22 protein-coding genes are annotated in these 20,883 nt (G+C 66.6%); 15 read left to right on the top strand and 7 right to left on the bottom strand.

All coding sequences use genetic code 11. The features are described from left to right. The first annotated feature begins 3 nt into the window (after positions 1-3). Complete coding sequence (locus E3O49_RS14970) at positions 4-858, top strand: undecaprenyl-diphosphate phosphatase (protein WP_134367191.1); 855 nt, start codon at positions 4-6, stop codon at positions 856-858. 13 nt (positions 859-871) lie between these two features. Continuing rightward, entirely contained in the window at positions 872-2,116 is a 1,245-nt protein-coding gene (gene mshC / locus E3O49_RS14965) for a cysteine--1-D-myo-inosityl 2-amino-2-deoxy-alpha-D-glucopyranoside ligase (RefSeq protein ID WP_134367189.1), read from the top strand. A gap of 54 nt (positions 2,117-2,170) precedes the next feature. On the opposite strand, the gene E3O49_RS14960 is transcribed toward mshC, so the two are convergent. Then, positions 2,171-3,124: a proteasome assembly chaperone family protein gene (locus tag E3O49_RS14960; protein ID WP_134367188.1), complete on the bottom strand. Its 954-nt coding sequence runs from the start codon at positions 3,122-3,124 to the stop codon at positions 2,171-2,173. A gap of 84 nt (positions 3,125-3,208) precedes the next feature. Between E3O49_RS14960 and E3O49_RS14955 the strand changes: the two genes are divergently transcribed. The 10 genes from E3O49_RS14955 to lnt all read left to right on the top strand — a co-directional run bounded on the left by E3O49_RS14955 (position 3,209) and on the right by lnt (position 13,674). Continuing rightward, positions 3,209-3,928 (top strand): HAD family hydrolase, encoded by a 720-nt coding sequence (locus E3O49_RS14955; RefSeq protein ID WP_255572859.1) that lies wholly within the window; start codon positions 3,209-3,211, stop codon positions 3,926-3,928. 26 nt (positions 3,929-3,954) lie between these two features. Then, positions 3,955-5,019, top strand: a complete 1,065-nt coding sequence (locus E3O49_RS14950) for a tRNA (adenine-N1)-methyltransferase (protein ID WP_134367186.1) — start codon at positions 3,955-3,957, stop codon at positions 5,017-5,019. 82 nt (positions 5,020-5,101) lie between these two features. Beyond that, complete coding sequence (locus E3O49_RS14945) at positions 5,102-6,067, top strand: FKBP-type peptidyl-prolyl cis-trans isomerase (RefSeq protein ID WP_134367185.1); 966 nt, start codon at positions 5,102-5,104, stop codon at positions 6,065-6,067. Positions 6,068-6,102: 35 nt separating this feature from the next. Then, positions 6,103-7,197: a helix-turn-helix transcriptional regulator gene (locus tag E3O49_RS14940; RefSeq protein ID WP_134451848.1), complete on the top strand. Its 1,095-nt coding sequence runs from the start codon at positions 6,103-6,105 to the stop codon at positions 7,195-7,197. After that, a complete protein-coding gene (locus E3O49_RS14935) occupies positions 7,194-8,228 on the top strand; it encodes a helix-turn-helix transcriptional regulator (protein WP_134367181.1) in 1,035 nt (344 codons plus the stop codon). The genes E3O49_RS14940 and E3O49_RS14935 overlap by 4 nt, the downstream gene beginning before the upstream one ends. Next, positions 8,228-8,572, top strand: coding sequence for a hypothetical protein (locus E3O49_RS14930; protein ID WP_134367179.1), 345 nt, complete (start codon positions 8,228-8,230; stop codon positions 8,570-8,572). The genes E3O49_RS14935 and E3O49_RS14930 overlap by 1 nt, the downstream gene beginning before the upstream one ends. After that, complete coding sequence (gene tatA / locus E3O49_RS14925; RefSeq protein WP_134367177.1) at positions 8,565-8,786, top strand: twin-arginine translocase TatA/TatE family subunit; 222 nt, start codon at positions 8,565-8,567, stop codon at positions 8,784-8,786. Before E3O49_RS14930 ends, tatA begins: the two co-directional genes overlap by 8 nt. Positions 8,787-8,831: 45 nt before the next feature. Further along, positions 8,832-9,584, top strand: coding sequence for a twin-arginine translocase subunit TatC (gene tatC / locus E3O49_RS14920; protein WP_134367228.1), 753 nt, complete (start codon positions 8,832-8,834; stop codon positions 9,582-9,584). Between the two features lie 31 nt (positions 9,585-9,615). Continuing rightward, positions 9,616-12,075 (top strand): DEAD/DEAH box helicase, encoded by a 2,460-nt coding sequence (locus E3O49_RS14915; RefSeq protein WP_134367175.1) that lies wholly within the window; start codon positions 9,616-9,618, stop codon positions 12,073-12,075. 9 nt (positions 12,076-12,084) lie between these two features. Beyond that, positions 12,085-13,674: an apolipoprotein N-acyltransferase gene (gene lnt / locus E3O49_RS14910; RefSeq protein WP_134451846.1), complete on the top strand. Its 1,590-nt coding sequence runs from the start codon at positions 12,085-12,087 to the stop codon at positions 13,672-13,674. Positions 13,675-13,696: 22 nt separating this feature from the next. Here lnt and E3O49_RS14905 read toward each other — a convergent pair whose 3' ends face one another. The 4 genes from E3O49_RS14905 to E3O49_RS14890 all read right to left on the bottom strand — a co-directional run bounded on the left by E3O49_RS14905 (position 13,697) and on the right by E3O49_RS14890 (position 16,356). After that, positions 13,697-14,062, bottom strand: a complete 366-nt coding sequence (locus E3O49_RS14905; RefSeq protein WP_134367171.1) for an RNA polymerase-binding protein RbpA — start codon at positions 14,060-14,062, stop codon at positions 13,697-13,699. 90 nt (positions 14,063-14,152) lie between these two features. Next, a complete protein-coding gene (locus E3O49_RS14900) occupies positions 14,153-14,917 on the bottom strand; it encodes a glycerophosphodiester phosphodiesterase family protein (RefSeq protein WP_134367169.1) in 765 nt (254 codons plus the stop codon). Positions 14,918-14,926: 9 nt separating this feature from the next. Continuing rightward, positions 14,927-15,886 (bottom strand): SPFH domain-containing protein, encoded by a 960-nt coding sequence (locus tag E3O49_RS14895; protein WP_134402657.1) that lies wholly within the window; start codon positions 15,884-15,886, stop codon positions 14,927-14,929. Then, positions 15,883-16,356: an NfeD family protein gene (locus E3O49_RS14890; RefSeq protein ID WP_134367165.1), complete on the bottom strand. Its 474-nt coding sequence runs from the start codon at positions 16,354-16,356 to the stop codon at positions 15,883-15,885. Before E3O49_RS14890 ends, E3O49_RS14895 begins: the two co-directional genes overlap by 4 nt. A 115-nt stretch (positions 16,357-16,471) precedes the next feature. Here E3O49_RS14890 and E3O49_RS14885 point away from each other — a divergent pair, with 115 nt between their 5' ends. Beyond that, entirely contained in the window at positions 16,472-17,272 is an 801-nt protein-coding gene (locus E3O49_RS14885; RefSeq protein WP_134451844.1) for an SDR family oxidoreductase, read from the top strand. On the opposite strand, the gene E3O49_RS14880 is transcribed toward E3O49_RS14885, so the two are convergent. Next, a complete protein-coding gene (locus tag E3O49_RS14880) occupies positions 17,258-17,827 on the bottom strand; it encodes an HdeD family acid-resistance protein (protein WP_160141124.1) in 570 nt (189 codons plus the stop codon). The genes E3O49_RS14885 and E3O49_RS14880 overlap by 15 nt on opposite strands. A gap of 638 nt (positions 17,828-18,465) precedes the next feature. On the opposite strand from E3O49_RS14880, the gene E3O49_RS19085 reads away from it, so the two are divergent. Both E3O49_RS19085 and E3O49_RS17235 read left to right on the top strand, forming a co-directional pair. Then, complete coding sequence (locus tag E3O49_RS19085; RefSeq protein ID WP_420898208.1) at positions 18,466-19,446, top strand: tyrosine-type recombinase/integrase; 981 nt, start codon at positions 18,466-18,468, stop codon at positions 19,444-19,446. A 19-nt stretch (positions 19,447-19,465) separates the two neighbouring features. Then, a complete protein-coding gene (locus tag E3O49_RS17235) occupies positions 19,466-19,786 on the top strand; it encodes a helix-turn-helix domain-containing protein (protein ID WP_338145005.1) in 321 nt (106 codons plus the stop codon). Positions 19,787-20,291: 505 nt separating this feature from the next. Here the strand turns inward: E3O49_RS17235 and istB are convergent. After that, the coding region (gene istB / locus E3O49_RS14865) for an IS21-like element helper ATPase IstB (RefSeq protein WP_134451840.1) at positions 20,292-20,883 on the bottom strand (592 nt) is incomplete at its 5' end.

Raw genomic sequence — 20,883 nt, 5'->3', positions numbered from 1 at the left:
CTTGTGAATTTCATCAACGCAATGATCCTTGGACTCGTGCAGGGACTGACCGAGTTTCTCCCGGTCTCGTCGAGTGCGCACATCCGTATCGTCGGGGAGTTCCTGGGCACCGGGGCCGACCCGGGGTCACGGTTCACGGCGATCATCCAGATCGGCACCGAGGCCGCCGTGGTGATCTTCTTCTGGCGCGACATCGTGCGCATCATCGGGCAGTGGGCGAAGTCCCTCGTCGGCAAGGTGCCGCGCATGGATCCCGATGCCCGGATGGGCTGGCTGATCATCTTCGGCTCCCTGCCGATCATCGTTCTCGGGCTGCTGTTCCAGGACCAGATCGAATCATCTCTGCGCAACCTCTGGATCACCGCCACGGTGTTGATCGTCTTCGGCGTCCTGCTGGGTATCGCCGACTTCGTCGGGGCGAAGCGTCGCCGCCTGAAAGACCTCACGGTGCCGCACGGCGTCATCTACGGGTTCGCCCAGGCACTCGCGCTGATCCCCGGGGTCTCCCGTTCCGGCGGCACCATCACCGCGGGCCTGTTCATGGGCTACGAGCGTCGCGCTGCGGCCCGCTACGCCTTCCTGCTGGCGATTCCCGCGGTCCTCGGCAGCGGCTTCTACCAGATGTACAAGTCCATCGCCAAGCCGTGCCTAAAGGGCGCGACCAACTGCACCCCGGAGATATTCGGGCCGTGGGAGACTTTGGTGGCCACGCTGATCGCGTTCGTCGTAGCCCTGTTCGTGATCCGGTTCTTCATGAACTACATCTCCCGACGCAGCTTCCTTCCGTTCGTGATCTACCGCATCGCCCTGGGGTTCCTGCTGATGGGCCTGTTGGCGACGAACACCATCGCGGCGTAGTTAGGCTGGGGGGATGCGCGCCTGGCAACGACCCGAAATCCCCCCACTCCCCGGTCAGTCCGGCGCACCCTGGCTGCACGACACCGCCGCCGACGTGCTGGTCGAGGCACGCCCCACGGATGTCGCGCGCCTCTACGTGTGCGGAATCACCCCCTACGACGCCACCCACCTCGGGCATGCCGCCACCTACCTGGCCTTCGACACCCTGCAGCGGATCTGGCTGGACGGCGGCTACCGGGTGCACTACGCCCAGAACGTCACCGACGTCGACGACCCGCTGCTCGAGCGGGCCGCCGCAACCGGAGTCGACTGGCAAGAGCTCGCGGAATCCCAGGTGGACCTGTTCCGCACCGATATGGAGGCGCTGGGGATACTGCCCCCGAACGACTACGTCGCCGTGACCGAGGTCATCGACGAGATCGCCGATGCGGTCTCCCAGCTCTGGGATTCCGGCGTCGCCTACGCCGTTCCGACTTCCGGCGCGGCTGGCTCAGACATCTACTTCGACATTTCCGCGGCCGAGGGCAAGGCGCCGTGGAAACTCGGCGACGAGAGCAACCTCGCTCGTGGCGATATGCTCGCCCTGTTCGCGGAGCGCGGCGGAGACCCCGACCGCCCGGGCAAGCGGGATGCGCTCGACCCGCTGCTCTGGCGCTCAGCGCGGCCGGACGAGCCGTCCTGGCCGTCCCGGGTCGGGGCCGGCCGGCCCGGCTGGCACATCGAATGCTCGGTGATCGCCCTCAAGGAACTCGGCACGGACTTCACCGTGCAGGGCGGGGGGAGCGACCTGATCTTCCCCCACCACGACATGAGTGCCGGGCACGCGGCAGCCCTGTCGGGTCATCCCCTCGCTGGCGTCTACAGCCACACCGGGATGGTCGCCTACCAGGGCGAGAAAATGAGCAAGTCACTGGGCAACCTGGTGCTCGTGTCGGCGCTGCGCGCGGCCGGCACCGACCCCCGAGCCATCCGCCTGGCCCTGCTGGCAGAGCACTACCGCACCGACTGGGAATGGACCGACCAGCACCTGCTGCGGGCAGAGTCGCGTCTCGCAGCCTGGAGCGTCGCCTTCGGCCCCGGTCACGTGGTCGGCGTCGTGGACACGCAAACGGTCATCGCCCAGCTCAGGCTGACCCTGGGTGCCGATCTGGACACCCCCGGCGCGCTGAGCATCCTGGACGACGCCGTTCTCAGCCCGGTCACCGAACCGGCGCTGCTGGCCGTGGCCATCGACGCCCTGCTCGGCGTGGCGCTCTGACCGCATTGAAGGCCCGCGACCCGCACTGAAGGCCCGGCGACCTTCTGCCTGCGTCTACTGCTGGCGCGGCCCGTCGGGGCCGGAACGACCCTCACGGCCATCCGGGCGGCCGTCGCGCCCGTCGCCGCGCTTACGAAGGTACTTCTCGAATTCCTGCGCGATCGCCTCACCGCTGGCCTCGGGGGAGTCGACCGTGTCTCGGGCCTGTTCGAGCTGCGCGATGTACGCGGCCATCTCGTCGTCTTCCGCGGCGAGGGTGTCGATGCCGCTCTGCCACTCCTCGGCCTCGGTGACGAGGTCACCACGGGGGATCACGACGTCGATGATCTCCTCCAGTTTGTCGATCAGGGCGAGCATCGCCTTGGGGGAGGGCGCGTTGTGCACGTAGTGGGGAACGGATGCCCAAATCGAGAGAGTCGGAATCCCGACCTCCTCCGCAGCGATCGCAAGCACGCTCAGGATGCCGACGGGGCCCTCGTAGGTGCTGCGTTCGATCTGCAGTTCCATCCGCACCTGCGGGTTGTCGCTGGAGACGAAGATGGAGATCGGCCGGGTGTGGGGCACATCCGCCAGCATCGCGCCGAGGAAGACGATGCCTCCGACGTCGGCCGCGAGGGCCGCATCCAGGATCTCCGCGGCGAAGCTCTTCCAACTGCGGGACGGCTCCGTACCGAGGAGCAGGTAAATGTTGCCCGCGTTCGTGCCGCTCACCCGCAGTTCGGCGTCGGCGGCCAGGGGTGCCCCGGCCTCGGCGGGGGTGGTCGGCCCGTAGAGCACGGCGCCCGGCCACTCGAGCTTGCGGCGGCCGTCTTCTCCACCTGCGGAAATCGTGGGCCGGTTGAACTGGTAGTCGAAATAGGTTTCCGGGTCGATCTCCATCAGCGGAGCGACATCGAGCAGGTCTTTCAGGGTGTCCACAGCGCCGGTCGCCGCCTCACCGGCGTCATTCCAGCCTTCGAACGCCACCACCAGGAGTCGCCCGTTGAGGAACCCATTAGCCTCTGTCACTGTCTGAAACCCCGTTCGACTGGTGGTGCCCCGCGCGGCGCACCATCAGTCAAGGATAGGCCGTGCCCCTTACACTTGAACCCCGTGAACCTGATCCGAACGAATTCCGTCCTGCCCGCGGCCGTGCTCTGGGATATGGACGGGACCATCGTCGACTCCGAGCCATACTGGATGCGCGCCGAGACGGAGCTGGTGGAGTCCTTCGGGGGAGTCTGGACCCACGACGACGGGATGCTGCTGGTCGGGGCCGGGCTCTGGGGTTCGGCATCCATCCTGCAGGGACGCGGCGTCGAACTCGACGCCGAGGTGATCGTGCAGACGCTGACCGACCGGGTTCAGGAACTCCTCCAGGAGCTCGGCGCCCCCTGGCGCCCCGGCGCGCTGGAGATGCTGACCGCGCTCAAGGGTGCGGGGATACCGATGGCCCTCGTGACCTCGTCGGTGGAACGGATGGCGCGCCAGGTCGCCGACTTCGTCGGCTTCCCCGCCTTCGATGCCATCGTCGCCGGGGACATGGTTGCCAACAGCAAGCCGCACCCCGAGGCCTATCTGTCCGCTGCCGGGCGGCTGCGCGTCGACGCGGGCCGGTGCATGGCCGTGGAAGACTCCGTGCCGGGCATCGCCGCGGCGGTGGCCTCCGGGGCGGTCGTCCTCGGGGTACCGCACATGGTCACCCTGCCGGAAAGCGCGCACTACGACCTCTGGTCGACCCTGTCCGGCCGTTCCCTCGACGGGTTCACCGACCTGTTCGGCGCCCGCCGCGGCTCCGCCGCACTGCCACTGACTGTGACCGATTCTGAATGAGCCAAGAACAAGGACGTAATCCACGCATGAGCGACAACCAGGTCATCCAGAACAGCGGACCCTTTCGGATCGGTGACCGGGTGCAGCTGACCGGCCCCAAGAACAAACTGAACACGATCACCCTGGAACCGGGGAAGGTGTTCCACACTCACCGCGGCATCCTGGCCCACGACGACATCATCGGCCTCCCAGACGGGTCGGTCGTCACGAACAACGTCGGGGTGGAGCACCTGGCCCTGCGCCCGCTGCTGAACGACTTCGTGATGTCGATGCCGCGCGGCGCGGCGATCATCTACCCCAAGGACGCCGCCCAGATCATCGCCCAGGCGGACATCTTCCCCGGCGCGACGGTGGTCGAAGCCGGCGTCGGTTCCGGGGCGCTGTCGCTGTGGCTGCTGCGCGCCATCGGCCCGGCGGGCCGGCTGGCGTCGTTTGAAAGACGCGGCGAGTTCGCGGATGTCGCGCGCGATAACATCGCCACCTTCCTCGGGCACGACCCGTTGAACTGGTCGATCACCCTCGGTGACCTCGCGGACACCCTGCCGGGCACCATGCCCTCTCAGAGTGTGGACCGGGTCGTGCTCGACATGCTCGCCCCATGGGAGTGCCTCGAGGCGGTCTCCGAGGCCCTCAAGCCCGGGGGAGTGCTGCTCTGCTACGTGGCCACCGTGACCCAGCTCTCCCGGGTGGCCGAGGCCATCCGCGGCACCGGGCTCTACACCAACCCGGACTCCAACGAGACGATGGTGCGGGGCTGGCACGTCGAGGGTCTCGCCGTACGCCCGGATCACCGCATGATCGGCCACACCGGTTTTCTGATCACCGCCCGACGCCTCGCGCCGGACACGATTCTGCCCGAACTCAAACGCCGGCCGTCCAAGACCGACTTCTCCGACGCGGACGTGGAGGCCTGGACTCCGGGCGCCCTCGGCGAACGCAGCGTGAGCTCGAAGGTCATGCGCAAACGCGTGCGGATCGCGGAGTCGGGCGCGGCCATCTCCAAGGCCAGGGACCTCAACCCGGGCGAGCCCGCGACCGTGCCCTCTGGCGTGGCCTCGGACGCCGACGAGGCCACCCCCGACGCCGGATAGGATTATATCGGCCTGCCATCGGGCCCCGGCACTTTCCCGCACCATCCAGCACTTATTGCGCCCCAGACTGAAATGAGAACTCGTGCGTAGAGCTTCTGCCCTCATCGCCTCGGCAGGACTGCTGGTCGCGGCCCTCACCGGCTGCAGCACCACCGGTTCGGCCGCGGACTGCGACGCTCCCGTTTCGGCGGGTGCCGCAACGAAGCTCGTCACGGTAGACGGCGACTTCGGCAAGGCCCCCACGGTCGACTTCCCCACGCCGGTGAAGACCACGACCACCCAGGCCAGCGAGGTCATCGACGGCAGCGGGGCGGGCCTCGTTCACGGCCAGCAGGTCACGCTCGAACTCAGCATCTACAACGGAACCACGGGCGCCGTGATCGAAAAGAGCGCGTATGACGGCACCTCGCAGACGAACTATGTTCTGGCCGATGCCCCGCTCAAGGGCCTGACGGACGGCCTCCTCTGCGCCCAGGTGGGATCGAGAATGGTCGTCGTCGTCGCTCCGGAAGACGCTTTCGGGCCGCAGGGCGGCAGCGAACAGTTCGGTGTGGGCAAGGACGATTCCTTGATCTTCGTCGCCGATGTCGTCAAGGCCTACCTGCCGCGCGCCGACGGCGCCAGCCAGCCCGTGGCGAACGGTCTCCCGGCCGTCGTGCTGGCCGAGGACGGCACGCCCGGCATCACCATCCCGTCCGGTGCTCCGCCGGCGAAACTGCAGATCGGTGTCCTCAAGAAGGGGAACGGCGCGGAGGCGGCCGAGGGTGACAACGTCACCGTGCACTACACCGGAGTCGTCTGGGACCAGAAGACCGTCTTCGACTCGAGCTGGGCCAACGGCGCACCGGCCACTCTCGTGGCGGCGGTCGGATCAGCGACGCAGGCCGGGGTCATCCCCGGGTTCGCGAAGGCTCTCATCGGGCAGACGGTCGGCTCCCAGATCGTCGCGGTCATCCCTCCGGACGAGGGGTACGGCGACTCGGCACAGGGCTCGATCCCGGCCGGATCGACGCTGGTCTTCGTCGTCGACATCCTCGGCATCGGCTAAACCCCGCGACGGGGACGGGCCGATAGACTCGCAGCGTGCCGCCCATTCCCGATCAACCCAGCCGTGTTTCGGTCGAAGAACGCCTGTTCAGCCTCGTACTCGCGCTGATCGCGACCGAGATCGGGCTGACGAAGGCCGACATCCTGTCCAATGTCCAGGGCTACCGCCAGCGGTATGCCCCGGGCGGGGACAACGCCAGCCTCGAGCGCCAGTTCGAGCGGGACAAGGACGACATCCGCGAACTGGGCATCCCGCTCGAGACCGTGGAGCCGCCTGACGACCCCGGCAGCAACCACCATCTGCGCTACCGGATCCCCAAAGGCCTCTACGACCTCCCGGCGGACGTGTCCTTCAGCGCCGAAGAGCTGACCCTGCTCAAGCTCGCGTCGACCGTGTGGCGGGAAGGGTCGCTGTCCGCGGAATCGAGGCGAGCCCTGACCAAGCTCCACTCGCTGGGCGTTGACGCGAGCGATCCCGTGCTCGGCTATTCCCCCTCCCTTCGCGTGAGGGAGGCCTCGTTCGAACCGCTCAGCAAAGCCATGGACCGCGGCCACGTGGTCTCCTTCCTCTACCTCAAACCGGGCGAGGAATCGCCGCGCCGACGCCGGGTCGCCCCGCAGGCCGTCGTGCTGCACGACGGTCGCTGGCATCTCTTCGGCCGGGACACGGAGGCCGACGCGACCCGCACGTTCCTGCTGTCGCGCATCGTCGGTCCGGTGGTCACCGTGCCCGGTGAATCCTTCGTGCCGGACGGCGACGGCAAAGGGCAGGAAGCCCTGCGGGAACTCGACGCGCTGTGGCACGCGCAGGTCGCCGAGGTCACGGTGCGTCCCGGCAGCGATGCCGCGGTCCGGCTCTCCAAACGAAGCTCCGGGAACACCGATCCCGCCGCCGTGTCGGCCATCGCGCTGCACTATACGGATCTCAATGTGCTCGCGGACGAATTGGCCGGTTACGGACCCGAGGTGCTCGTGCGTTCTCCGGCGTCGCTCCGGGACGCGGTCCTGACTCGCCTCATCGGTGTGAGGGACGCCCACACCGACCCGTCCAGCACCGACCCGTCCAGCACCGACCCCGCCGGCACCGACCCCGCCGGCACCGACCCGTCCAGCGAGGGAGAACCGAGATGAGCGCCCTCGTCATGCCCGGAGCATCCGACAAGCTGACTTTCCTCCTGTCGCTGGTTCCCTACCTGATGGACCGAGACAGCATCAGTGTCACGGATGTCGCCGATCACTTCGGTGTGGCGCCGCAACTCGTCCGCGACGCGGTGAGTCTGATTGCGGTGTCGGGCGTCCCCGGAGAGAGCCGGCAGTACCAGCACGGCGACCTCTTCGACATCCACTGGGAGGAGTTCGAGACCAACGACACCATCGCCCTCACCCACCTCGTGGCCATCGACGACTCCCCGCGATTCTCGGCCCGCGAGGCCGCCGCTTTGATCGCAGGACTCCAATATCTGTCCTCGCTGCCGGAGAACGCCGACAGCGAGGCGATCGCCTCACTGATGGCGAAGCTCACCCGCAGCGCTTCCGCCGCTCCCACCCAGGTCGCCGTAGCCCGCACCGATTCGGGCACCGCGATCACGATCATCCAGTCCGCGGTCCGCGACGGGGTGCAAGTCGAATTCGATTACCTCAACGCCCGGGGCACGCAGGAGAAGCGGCGGGTCGATCCGTGGCGCGTCGAATCCGTTGACCGTGACTGGTACCTGCGCGGCTGGTGCCACCTGCGCGGCGCCATCCGCACCTTCCGGCTTGACCGGATGAGCGACCTGCAGACCACTACGCTGCCGACCACCCCGCGCCCCGATGATGTCGTCCTTCCGGAGAACCTGTTCGAGGGGTCTGCCTCCGACCTCGACGTCGTGGTCGAACTGCCGATATCGGCCGTGCCCCTGCTGGCCGACTTCTCCCCGCAGAGGGCTGAAACGGATAGCGGCCTCCCCGCCGAGCAGGTGCGCCTGACCGTCAGGGTGGCGCACTATCACGGGCTGAAGCGGCTCGTCTCCGGGCTTGCCGGAGTCGTGACCGTCGTCGGCCCGGCCGAGGCGCGGAAAGCGGTGCGGGACTGGGCCGGTGCGGGCGTACAGGCCTACGACGAGGCGCCTGACTGGGCCACTGGCGACGACAATGCCCCGCCAGTCGGGGGGATCCGCTGATGCCTTGGTGGTCATGGGCCCTGATCTGGAGCGGGCTGATTCTCGGCCTCCTCGGCACACTGGCCTGGTTCGGCTTCAGCCTGTTCAAGAAGCTGATGGCCACGGTGGACGCGCTCAGGGACCTGGGCGACCAGGTGGCCGCGTTGGGCCGGGACCAGGCCCCGCCGGAGCAGGCTCAATTCCGGCCGGGAATCTTCCAGAACCGTGAGGACCTCCAGCTCGCCGTCGAGCTCCTCCGCGATGAGCGGCAGCACCGCCGACAGGCGCGTCGGGACTCCTTGATCGCCAGAGGTAAACTGTTGCAACATGTTCCCTTGAACCGAAGGACAGACCCTGATGCTTAACAACCTGACCGGATGGCACTTCCTGATCATCCTCGTCATCGTTCTGCTTCTGTTCGGCGCCCCCAAGCTTCCCGGCCTCGCCCGCAGCCTCGGTCAGTCGATGAAGATCTTCAAGAACGAGATCAAGAGCGACAAGGACGAAACCGACCTGGCGCCCCACGCTGACGGTTCCACGAAGGCCGCGGGGCCGTCGGACCCCACGACGAAGTCGTAGTCCGTGGCGGGGCGTACTCCTCGGCGTGAGACCAACGACGGCAAGATGTCGCTCGGGCAGCATCTGCTCGAGTTGCGCAAGCGTCTGTTCTGGGCTGCGGCCGGTATCGCGGTCGGGGCGGTCATCGGCTGGTTCCTGTCCGATTTCGTGTGGGACTCGCTGCGCGAACCGATCTACGCGATCGTTGAGGCGCAAAACCGCAACGCCCAGCTCAACTACCCGGACATCACCTCGGCTTTCGATCTCAAGCTGAAGATCTCCTTCTATGTCGGCCTGATCGTGTCCAGCCCGGTCTGGCTCTACCAGATCTTCGCTTTCCTCACGCCAGGGCTGACCCGCAAGGAGAAGCAGTACACCTTCGGCTTCCTGTTCACCGCTATTCCGCTGTTCCTGGCCGGATGCGCGGCCGGCTGGTACGTGCTGCCGAACGTCGTCGGGCTGATGACCAGTTTCGCGCCGAAGGAAGACGCCGCGCTGATCGTGGCGCAGAACTATTTGGACTTCGTTCTCAAGCTCATGATCGCCATCGGCGTCGCCTTCGTCCTGCCCGTTTTCATCGTGCTGCTCAACCTGGCCGGCGTGATCAGCGCCGCGTCGATCATCAAGTCCTGGCGCGTGGCCATCCTCGTGATCGTCCTGTTCACGGCCATCGCCACTCCCGCCGCGGACGTGGTCTCCATGTTCCTGCTGGCCATCCCGATGGTCGTTCTCTACTTCGCCGCTTACGGCATCGCTTTCCTTCACGACCGCCGCGCCGCTAGGCGCGCCCGTGCCCTCGATCAGGAGCTGGCGCTCTAGGGCGCCCCACTATGACAATTCCGTGCATCCGATGACCTCCCTGCAGTCACCGGCCGAGCGCTACGCCTCCGCCCGGGCCCGCGCTGGCCGTCCGCAATTGGAGCTGTTCCGGTCCGGCCTCCGGTTCGAGCTGGATCCCTTCCAGCTGGCGGCCTGCGCGTCCCTCGAAGACGGGAACAGCGTGCTGGTCGCCGCGCCCACCGGTGCGGGAAAGACCCTGATCGCGGAGTTCGCGATCTACCTGGCGATGCAGAGCCCGGCGAAAAAGGTCTTCTACACGGCGCCGATGAAGGCGCTGAGCAACCAGAAATTCCAGGAACTCGTCGCGGAGTACGGGGCGGATGAGGTGGGCCTTCTCACGGGCGACACGAACGTCAACCCGCAGGCCCGCATCGTCGTCATGACCACCGAAGTGCTGCGCAACATGCTCTACGCGGATTCCGACCTGCTCACCAACCTGGCCTTCGTCGTCCTGGACGAGGTTCACTTCCTGGCGGATCGTTTCCGCGGAGCAGTGTGGGAGGAAGTCATCATCCACCTGCCGCAGCAGGTGCGGATGGTGTCCTTGAGCGCCACGGTCTCCAACGCCGAGGAGTTCGGTGACTGGCTGCAGGCGGTGCGGGGCGAGACGGATGTGATCGTGTCCGAGGAGCGGCCGGTCCCGCTCGAGCAGCACGTGCTGGTCAAGAGCAAGATGCTCGACCTGTTCGACGCCGCCGGGCTGGCCGGCACCCACCGGGTGAACCCGGAGCTGGTCCGCCTGTCCCAGTCCGGCGGGCGCGGCGCCGCGCTCCGGTCCCCGAACGGCCGCCGGGGTGGTGACCGGGCCGGCGACCGGGGAAGGGGGCCCCAGCATCAGCGGGGCGGATTCGAGGCCGGCCGGATGGATCGCTCCGAGATCGTGCGCCTGCTCGAGGGCAAGCACCTGCTTCCGGCGATCTTCTTTATTTTCAGCCGGGTCGGCTGCGACCAGGCCGTGCGCCAGGTTCTGCGCGCCGGGGTCCGGCTCACCGACGCGCAGGAGCGTGAGGAGATCCGCCAGATCGTCGATGAACGCTGCCGCACCTTGCTCGACGAGGACCTGGGCGTCCTGGGCTACTTCGAATGGCTCGACGGCCTGGAGCGCGGCGTCGCCGCGCACCACGCCGGGCTGCTGCCGGCGTTCAAGGAGGTGGTCGAGGAGCTCTTCCAGAAGAAGCTGGTGAAGGCGGTCTTCGCAACGGAGACGCTCGCCCTGGGCATCAACATGCCCGCACGCACGGTCGTGCTCGACAAGCTGGAGAAGTTCAACGGCGAAGCCAGGGTCCCGATCACGCCGGGGGAGTACACGCAACTCACCGGGCGGGCGGGCCGCCGCGGCATCGACGTCGAAGGACACTCGGTGATTCAGTGGGCGCAGGGCCTCGACCCGCAGACCGTGGCATCCCTCGCGTCTCGGCGCACCTACCCGCTCAACTCCAGTTTCAAGCCCACCTACAACATGGCGGTCAACCTGATCGAGCAGTTCGGCCGGGAACACACCCGCGACGTGCTCGAATCCTCGTTCGCCCAGTTCCAGGCCGACCGCGCCGTCGTCGACCTGGCCCGCAAGGTGCGCCAACAGGAGCAGTCCCTGGCCGGGTTCGCGACGGCCATGGAGTGCCATCTGGGTGACTTCACCGCCTACTCGGCCATCCGGCGCCGGCTGACCAAGGTGGAGCGGGAAACCGCGGCCGGGGAGACCGGTGCCCGGGCCGCGCGGGAACGTCGCCAGCACGAGCTGGCCGGCCTGCGCAAGCGGATGCGCGCCCACCCGTGCCACAATTGCCCGGAGCGCGAGCAGCACGCGCGGTGGGCCCAGCGGTGGTGGAAGCTCAGACGCGACACGGATGCGCTCACCCATCAGATCACGACCCGCACCGGCGCCGTCGCCCGCATCTTCGACCGGGTGACCGATGTGCTCCTCGGGTACGGTTACCTCGTAGAAGTCCCCACCGGGGTCGGCCTCAGCCCGAGCGGGCTCATCCTGCGGCGCATCTACGCGGACCGGGACCTGCTGGTCGCCGAATCGCTGCGCCGTGGACTCTGGTCCGGCCTGGACCCGGCCGGTCTGGCCGCGATGGCGTGCGCGCTCGTCTTCGAGCCCCGCCGCGACGAAGGCCTGATCGACGAACGGTACCTGCCGAAGGGGCCCTTCCGGGAGGCCCTCCACGATACGCAGGACCTCTGGAGCCGGCTCGACGACCTCGAACGTGAGAACAAGCTCCCCGGGAGCAACCCACTGGCAGTGGGACTGAGTCTCGCCATCTGGAAGTGGGCGCGGGGAGGCTCCCTCGTCGACGTGCTCGACGAGGCGGAAATGGCCGCCGGGGATTTCGTGCGGTGGACGAAGCAGACGATCGATCTACTAGACCAGCTCTCCGTCGTCGCCGACGACCCGGTCGGCCGCACCGCCCGGCAGGCCATGGACGCGATCCGGCGCGGCATCGTCGCCTATTCCTCCGTCGTTTAGGCTGGTCAGGTGATCCAGGGGACCGAACGGCGGCTGGCCCTGCCGCTGCAGGCATCCATTCCGCTCGCTGCCACCGCCGGCGCGATTCTCGACGCGGGCTTCCCGGACCGGTCGTGGTGGATTCTGGCGCCCGTCGGGGTGACCCTCATGTTCGTGGCCCTGCTCGGCCGGGGTCCCTGGGCCGGGCTCCTGGTCGGCATGGTCGCGGGATCGTCGTTCTGGATGATCCACATCAGCTGGCTCACGCTCTACCTCGGACCGGTGCCGTGGCTGGCCCTGGCCGGTCTCGAATCGATCTTCTTCGGGCTCAGCCTGGCGATGATCGGCATCGTCCTCCGGGTCGGCCCGCGGGTCTGGCCCGGGGTCGCCGGCCGCCTCTTCGTCGTTCCCGTGGTCGTGGCCGGCCTGTGGACGGCGCGGGAGGCGATCTCGGCGGTCTGGCCGTATGGCGGGTTCGCGTGGGGACGGGTGGCCCTGTCCCAGTCAGAGAGCCCCTTCAATGGGCTCGTCGCCTGGGTGGGCATGTCAGGTCTGAGCTTCCTCCTGGTCTGGCTCAGCGCCCTGGTGGTCCAGCTCCTGCGGGAGGTCGACGTCGATGCCCCTGTGCGTGCGGGCATCGCGGTCGGCGCCATCGCCGTGCTCCTGGTGATCCCGGCGTTTCCCGTCATCCAATCCGGTACCACCCGTCTCGCTGCGGTGCAGGGCGCCTCCGACGCCGGGCTCTTCGCGCAGTACTCCCCGGGCCAGATCCTGGCCGATCACACCTCGGCGACCCTGCCGCTGATCGGCCAGAAGGTCGACTTCGTGGTCTGGCCAGAGAACGGCAGCGACATCGATCCGCTCCGATCGCCGGTTGCGGCGCGTGTCCTGGACTATCTCAGCCGGGAAATGGGGGTGCCGATCATCACCGGCACCATCACCGCTCGAGGGGACCGGTTCTACAACAGCTCGCTGCTCTGGAAAAACGGTGAGGGTGCCGTGGACATCTACGACAAGGTGCACCCCGTTCCGTTCGCCGAGTACATGCCCGACCGGGCATTCTGGCGACCGTTCGCCCCGGAGCTGATCGACCTGATCTCCCGCGACTACGCCATCGGCACCCGGGACAACGTCTTCGACATCAATGGGATCATCGCCGGCATCGCAATCTGCTTCGATATCGCCGACGATCAGCTCGTGCACGAGATGATCGACGACAAAGCCCAGATCATCCTGGCGCAGACCAACAATGCCGATTTCGGACACACCGACGAGAGCGTCCAGCAGCTGGCCATCGCCCGTCTCCGCGCCATCGAGGCCGGCCGCACCGTCGTCAACATCTCGACCGTCGGCACCAGCGCGATCATCGGCCCCGACGGACGCACGATCGACAGGCTGCCGACCTGGACCCCGGGCGCGATGGTGCAGGAAGTCCCGCTCAGCACCGTGGTGACCCCGGCCATGGCCGCGGGACGGGGCGTCGAGTGGCTCGTCGCCGGACTCGGCCTGGCCGGATTGGCCCTGTGTATTCTGCACGCGCATCCCGTGAACGCCCGACGTGGCGTCCGGCCGCCGGTTAACGCACTACGCACCCGACGGAATCGGGTGCGTAGCAGGTGAGATGAGAAGAAGAGGGATGCGGTCAGGCACCGATTTTCTGCTGGCCGCGGCGTTGCCGCAGGAACGTCAGGCGCTCTTCGAGCAGTTCCTCGAGTTCGGCCCGGGTGCGGCGCTCCAGGAGCATGTCCCAGTGCGTGCGGGGGACCTTCTCGTCGGAGTGGTCGACGATCACCGGCTTGGAATCAACCAGCCTGGTAGCGGTCTGTGAACAGAAGCGGCATTCCCACTCGTCGGGGGCTTCCGCCTCTGCCGAGAAGATCATGACTGTCTCCCGTGCGCATGTCGCACACAGATACGTGTGACTAACTCGTGGTGAAAAGGTGACACCCTCTTCGCTCTGAAGGCTTTGTGCGCCTAACCTCATGCCACGCAAACTGCGGTCCGCCATCGTGTGGTCTCCTCTCGCGATGCAACTACTAGTTCTAAACCATGAAGCTGGACGTTATCTTTCCGTTACGGAATTTCTCGGTGACAACTCTCAGGTTCGGTCCGCGATCACGGCTGCGGCGAGGTCGCACCGGTCGGTGACGAGGCCTTCGATTCCCAGGTCCAGCAGCCGGCTCATGTCGGCGGGGTCGTTGACGGTCCACACGTGCACCTCCACGCCGGCGGCGTGCACGGCGCGGATGAAGCGGGGGGTCAGAATCCGCAGGAAGCGCACCGTTTCCGGGACCTGCACGGCGGTGAACCCGTGCAGGGAACGCCGCAGCGACGCACCGAGTCCGAGTTCGGCCGCCGCGAACGCACTCGCGACGATGGATGCCGACGGCGAGGTCGCGACCCCGGGGAGGAGCGCCGCCGTGCGGCGCCGCCGGTCCTCGGAGAAGGACGTGATCAGCACCCGGCCCGTCGCGTTCGCGTCCCGCACCGCGAAAGCGGTCGCCTCGATCGCGGCCTCCGATTTCACGTCGATGTTGAACCGGGCGTCCGGGAAGGCGTCCAGCCCCTCACCCAGGGAGGAGAACGACTGGCCGTGCCCCCGGTTGATCCGGTGGAGCTCGGCCATGGTGAGGCTGTCGACCCGGATTCTCGTGCCCGGGATCACGAAGTCGGCGTCGTGGCTGATCACGGCGATGCCGTCGTCGGTGGCGCGAACATCCGTCTCGATGTGGGTAGCGCCGGCCGCCAGCGCATGAGCGAAGGCCAGCAGCGTGTTCTCGGGCGCATCGAGAGCCAGGCCGCGGTGGGCGAACACGCGGGGGGAGGCGCCGTCCAGGAAACGCGACGTGGCGCCAGGGGTCATGCCGGTTGCCTACACTTCGGGGGCGCTGGGGGCGGAAGCGGCACCCGCCGGGCCGGCGGGGGAGCCGGGGGCCGGGTTCTGTCCGAAGGCACGGCCGATGCCCTTCATGGCTTCCGTGAGCTCGCTGGGAACGATCCAGAGCTTGTTCGCGCTGCCTTCGGCCAGCTTGGGAAGGGTCAGCAGGTACTGGTAGGCCAGGAGCTTCGGATCGGGGTCACCGTCGTGGATCGCCTTAAAGACCGTGGTGATGGCCTCGGCCTCGCCCTGCGCGCGCAGGACCGCGGCCTTCGCGTCACCTTCGGCCGAGAGGATGGCGGCCTGACGGGCGCCCTCCGCGGTCAGGATCGCGGACTGCTTGGTTCCCTCCGCGGTGAGGATGACCGCACGGCGGTCGCGCTCGGCCCGCATCTGCTTCTCCATCGAATCCTGGATGGACAGGGGCGGGTCGATGGCTTTCAGTTCCACCCGTCCGACCCGGATGCCCCATTTGCCGGTCGCCTCATCGAGCACGATGCGCAGCTGCCCGTTGATGTTGTCCCGGCTGGTCAGAGCCTCTTCGAGGTTGAGCCCGCCGACCACGTTGCGCAGCGTCGTCGTGGTGAGCTGCTCGACCGCGCCGAGGTAGTTGGCGATCTCATAGGTCGCCGCCCGGGCATCCGTCACCTGGAAATAGACGACCGTGTCAATGGAGACCACCAGATTGTCCTCGGTGATCACCGGCTGGGGCGGGAACGACACGACCTGCTCGCGCATGTCGATCAGGGGCCGGAGGCGGTCGACGAACGGGATCAGGATGTTCAGTCCCGGCATCAGCGTCTTGTGGTACCGCCCGAGCCGTTCCACGACGCCGGCGCTGGCCTGCGGGATGATCCGGATGGATTTGATCAGCGTGACGATGACGAAGATGACCAGCACCGCGATGGCGATGCCGATCACGACCTGCACAATGAGGGGGACCAGACCGCTCATGACGGCTTCCTTTCCGCGGGGATGACCACTGCGGTCGCCCCGTCGATTGCAGTGACGAGAACTCGTTCGCCCGGTTCGACGACCTGTCGGTCGAGACCGGGGGAGAGCCGCGACGTCCACGTCTCGCCGTTGGCGAGTCGCACCTGGCCGCCGGACGTCCCCACGGTGCTGACGACGCGCCCGTCCATGCCCAGTAAGGCGTCGACGTTGGTTCGGGCCGGGTCTCCGCCACGCCTGAGCACGCGCAACAACGGCGGTCTGATGCCGAACAGGAGTGCCATGGACACCACGGCGGCGATGATCAGCTGCAGCCACCACGGGGCCCAGATCAGGGCGGAGGCGAGGCCGCCGACGCTGCCGGCGGCGATCATCAGGAACGTCAGGTCGAGGGTGACCATTTCCATCGTCACGAACAGCAGGATGAGTACCAGCCACACGATCCACGCGAACTCCGACGCAAAGGCGTCCATGGCGTCCCCTCCAGGTTGTTCTCCACTTCGAAACTAGCAGGTGGCTGAACCGGGGGAGGGAGGCTTCTTGGTAAGGTCTTCTGCTAGGCCCAGTTCGTTATTCTTAGGAGTTCTCGTGACCAATCCACTTGCAGCAGGTTCGCTCAACGGCAAGCGCGTTCTCGTCACCGGGTCCTCTCGCGGCGTGGGTGCGGCGACAGTCGGGTACTTCGCCGACGCGGGAGCCGGCGTCGTGATCAATTTCCGCAACAAGGAGGCGCGCGCCATCAAGGTGGCCGACGCGATCCGCGCGGCGGGCGGCACGGCGATCACGGTCGGCGCCGATCTGACGGATGCCGATTCGGTCTCGGCCATGTTCGAGGCCATCAAGACGGAGTTCGGGGGACTGGACATCCTGGTGATGAATGCTTCCGGCGGTATGGAGAGCGGCATGGAAGCCGATTACGCCATGAAGTTGAACCGGGACGCCCAGGCGAACCTCCTGGCGACGGCCCGTCCGCTGCTGGCTCCGGGCGCTCGAGTCGTCTTCGTCACGAGCCACCAGGCGCACTTCGTCGCGACGGCGGAAACGATGCCGGAGTACGAGCCGGTGGCCCGCAGCAAGCGCGCCGGCGAGGACGCCCTTCGCGCCCAGATCCCGGAACTGGCCGAGGCCGGAATCGGTTTCGTCGTCGTCTCCGGTGACATCATCGAGGGCACTGTGACTGCCGTGCTGCTCGAGCGCGCCAGCCCGGGCACGATGGACGCCCGCAAGGACGCCGCCGGCCGGTTGTACAACGTCAACGAATTCGCGGCCGAGGTGGCCCTCGCCGCCGTCGAGCCGGTCCCGGAGAACAACACCCGTTACGTCGGGGACATCGCCGACTACGTCGGGGAAGTCGCCGCCCAGGCCGTCATCGGGTCAGACGGTATCTGACGTCGCCCTTCGGCCACTGCCCCGGCCGAACATGAACGACTGAACAATCTGAAAAAAACCTGATAGAACCAGGAATATTCCGCCGACGATGACCAGGAAACTGATCGACTCGACGGGCGCGAACAACACGACCGTTCCGGCGATGATGGCGATGGCACCGAAGATCGTGCCGATCCAACGGCTGGAGTCGGGCGCCGTCTCGACCAGGCCCGCGACGCCCTCCACGATCCAGGAGATGCCGATGAGCATGCCCAGGATGACCAGGGAATTCAGCGGATTCTTGATGGCGACGATTCCTCCGACTCCGAGCAGGACACCGAGCAGAATGTTCAGTACCCGGCTCCCGCCGGAGGCGCCCTTGGTGAAGAGCCCCCTGGCGATATGGACGATCCCGCTGATGAGGAAATAGAGTCCGAAGAGAACGCCGAGGATGGCCACCGTCGCGTCGGGCCAGACGAGGACAATAACGCCGAGCGCCAGGGCGATCAGGCCGCTCACGCCGAGCGCGACCCGGACACCCGTGGTCTCGGGTTTGCTCAGAGTCCTCGCATCCATCGACAGATCAAAAACCGTTCTGGTGTTTGTTGTGGTGTTGGACATGTCACTCACCCCTCGAATCTTGTGAGGCTGTGGCACCCGGTCCGGGCGTCACCACGGGCGAAACGATGCAGCACAAAGCCGGTGCAGCACGGCGCCTGTGCAGCACAGATTAGTCGCGCCGATGCACGGCGTCCAGACCCTCGGAACCCTCGCGGAATATGACCGATAATGCACATTATGTCAAGTTGTATTGCATCTATTGCATCTATTGCAGGATTTGCAGAATAGGACTCCCCTGGTATTTGTCCGGCGGAGTGCCGGCGTCGTCAGGAACTTCCGCTGTTTCTCTGGGATGCGGGGCGCTATATCTGCACTGGGCAAGGTCTGAGCGCTCTGAGTCAACGTGGGGAATTTTGAGGCGCATATCCTCTCGGGATCCCCGTATTTCCGCGGTTTGACCTGGCGTGTTTTGCATGTTTTGCATTTGAAGAGCATAATTCGCAGAAAGGTTGAGGGTACTTATGAGCGTTGCATCGGGCCGAGTTACCCATCTGCCTCTGCGCCCGGAGGCGAGCAGCCCGGATGCCGTTTGCACCGACATGGTCGACAGCTGGCGCCGCCAATAGCTCTCCCGCAATTTCCGGCACGAGACCATTTCTGGACGTGAACGGACGATCCGTCAGTTCGCGGACTTCACCGGGCACTTCCCGTGGGAATGGACGTTCGCGGATGTCGAGGACTACTTCGCGTACACCCGCTCGGTATCAAATCTGTCCCAGGCCACCGTCCGGGCGTATCAAACAAACCTCAAACTGTTTTGCGACTTCCTGACCGATCCGGCCTACGACTGGAGCGAGGTCTGCGGGCGTTCGTTTGGCCGGCCGGTCACTCAGATCATCACTGAGTTCAACCGCGCCACCGACACTCAACAGAATGAACAGCAGGCGACGAAACGACCGTTCTCGCGTCGTGAGCTGCAGGACTTCTTCGATCTGGCCGACGTCGAGGTCGAGCGTGTCATCAATTCGGGTCGCAAGGGCGCCATCGCCGCCTACCGCGATGCCATCGCGTTCAAGACCGCCTACGCCTGGGGACTTCGCGCCAATGAGGTGACCCACCTGCAGCTGGTCGATTTCTCCCGCAACCCGCACTCGCCCCAGTTCGGCGACTTCGGTGTCCTCCACGTCCGTTACGGGAAGGCCCAGAAGGGGTCTGCGCCCAAGCGCCGCTCCGTTCTGACCGTGTTCGAGTGGTCGCCTGAGGCCGTTCACCGGTGGATCCGCACTGGACTGCCTCACCTTGCCGCTCAACCGACCGACCTGTTCCCCACCAGCCAGAGCCTTATCGTGCCGAAGTCGAATCTGCGTCGACGCTTCCGCGCCTACGTCAACGAGCTGGGCTTCCCGGCTGGCCTGGACATGCATTCCCTTCGCCGGTCCTACGTCACCCACCTGTTCGAGTTCCACGGCTTCGAGCACACGTTCGTCCAACAACAAGTTGGCCACCTCCATGCGTCGACCACATCCATCTACACGGCAGTCTCCAGCGACTACCAAACCCGGGCGTTGAACCGCGTCCTCGAGCGCACGATCAACGCGACCACCAGCAGCACCCCGTGGGAGGAAAAACCATGAAACGAGAAATCGAGTACCGCTGGCGCGCCCGCGAGCTCATGGCGCGCCACGGCATGAAGAACACCGAGAACTCGTTGCCCCGCTCCGAGAACGCGGCATCACGCTCTCGGAGTCGCAGATCTATCGACTCGTCGCCCAGGATCCCGAACGGATCTCCTTCAAAGTCCTGACCGCTCTCTGCGACATCTTCAACGTTGAAGCGAACGAGCTCGTCACCTTCACCGCAGCGAACGCCAAGAGCCAACGTCAAGAACGAGCGATCGCCTCCGGTGAGAATATCGTCAACTTCGCCGACGCATACAAACCCGTCCGCGCCCGAATCCTCGACGATGAGGACTGAGCACCGGCCCCGCGGACGACCCCGAACCCCAGGCACCCTGCTCTGCGACCGCTGCGGCCGCCAGGTGCCAAAGATTCGAGTGCATTGGCCAGACGGCGCCATTTGCGGGATCTGTTTCACCACAGCGACACACACCCGCGGCCCTTGCGCCACCTGCGGCGACACACGCCTACTGCCTGGCAAAGACGCGGACAGCGCCAATACCTGCCGTGACTGAGCGGGCATCACCACACTCCTGCACTGCGACAACTGCGGAGATGAAGCCGAACGATTTCGCAACGGCAACTGCATTCGCTGCGTCCTCCGCGCCGACCTCACCGCAACCCTCCAACCGAACACTCCCCCGGACCTCCGGCTCAAACGCCTGGTCGCTGTCTTCGCCGACGCCGAGCGCCCCGAGAGCATCTATGCCTGAAAACGCGGCATCAGCGCCAGTGCGCTTCTCACCCGACTGGGCACCAGGGAACTGGCCATCAGCCACGAGGCCTTCGACGCGCTGCCCGCGTCAAACGCCGTCGAGCACCTTCGCGAAACTCTCACCCATCANGCGGCGGAGCTCGTTGGATTGGGCGGCGTGGTTGCGGAGCCGGTAGGAGCCGCCGTCGAGGGTGACGACGACGGATCGGTGCAGGAGCCTGTCGAGCATCGCGGCGGCGACGGTGGTGTCGCCGAGGATCTCGCCCCAGGCGCCGACGGGCCGGTTCGTGGTGATCACGATCGACGTTTTCAGGTAGCGCTGGTTGATGACCTGGAACAGTGCTGATGCGGCCTCGGCGGGCAGCGGCAGGTAGCCGAGCTCGTCGATTACGAGCAGCGTCGGGCCGGCGAAGAATCGCATCATCGTGCCCCACTTGCCCTCGATCGCGGCGCGGTGGCAGCGGGCGGCGAGATCGGCCGCGGAGGTGAAATAGGTGCGGTAGCCGGCCTGCACTGCGGCATGGCCGAGGCCCGTGGCGATGTGGGTCTTCCCGACTCCGGGCGGTCCGATCAGCAGCACATTGGTCGCGGTCTCGAGGTAGCGGCAGGTGCCGAGCTCGGCGAGCAGGTTGCGGTCGATGCCGGAGGCGGCGGCGAGGTCGAAGTCGTCGAGGGTGGCG

Source organism: Cryobacterium shii, assembly GCF_004402595.1.
Lineage (GTDB): Bacteria > Actinomycetota > Actinomycetes > Actinomycetales > Microbacteriaceae > Cryobacterium > Cryobacterium shii.
Note: the sequence above shows the minus strand (reverse complement) of the source record. Positions and strands in the feature narration are given on the sequence as shown.

What these genes read in the sequence shown, in the direction of transcription:
- E3O49_RS14935 (WP_134367181.1), top strand. Translation starts at nt 7,194, where the DNA reads ATGAGCGCCCTCGTCATGCCCGGAGCATCCGACAAGCTGACTTTCCTC.
- E3O49_RS14915 (WP_134367175.1), top strand. Translation starts at nt 9,616, where the DNA reads ATGACCTCCCTGCAGTCACCGGCCGAGCGCTACGCCTCCGCCCGGGCC.
- E3O49_RS14880 (WP_160141124.1), bottom strand. Translation starts at nt 17,827, where the DNA reads ATGGATGCGAGGACTCTGAGCAAACCCGAGACCACGGGTGTCCGGGTC.
- E3O49_RS14900 (WP_134367169.1), bottom strand. Translation starts at nt 14,917, where the DNA reads ATGACCCCTGGCGCCACGTCGCGTTTCCTGGACGGCGCCTCCCCCCGC.
- E3O49_RS14905 (WP_134367171.1), bottom strand. Translation starts at nt 14,062, where the DNA reads ATGGCGGACCGCAGTTTGCGTGGCATGAGGTTAGGCGCACAAAGCCTT.
- E3O49_RS14950 (WP_134367186.1), top strand. Translation starts at nt 3,955, where the DNA reads ATGAGCGACAACCAGGTCATCCAGAACAGCGGACCCTTTCGGATCGGT.
- E3O49_RS14895 (WP_134402657.1), bottom strand. Translation starts at nt 15,886, where the DNA reads ATGAGCGGTCTGGTCCCCCTCATTGTGCAGGTCGTGATCGGCATCGCC.
- tatA (WP_134367177.1), top strand. Translation starts at nt 8,565, where the DNA reads ATGCTTAACAACCTGACCGGATGGCACTTCCTGATCATCCTCGTCATC.
- E3O49_RS14930 (WP_134367179.1), top strand. Translation starts at nt 8,228, where the DNA reads ATGCCTTGGTGGTCATGGGCCCTGATCTGGAGCGGGCTGATTCTCGGC.
- E3O49_RS14890 (WP_134367165.1), bottom strand. Translation starts at nt 16,356, where the DNA reads ATGGACGCCTTTGCGTCGGAGTTCGCGTGGATCGTGTGGCTGGTACTC.
- mshC (WP_134367189.1), top strand. Translation starts at nt 872, where the DNA reads ATGCGCGCCTGGCAACGACCCGAAATCCCCCCACTCCCCGGTCAGTCC.
- tatC (WP_134367228.1), top strand. Translation starts at nt 8,832, where the DNA reads ATGTCGCTCGGGCAGCATCTGCTCGAGTTGCGCAAGCGTCTGTTCTGG.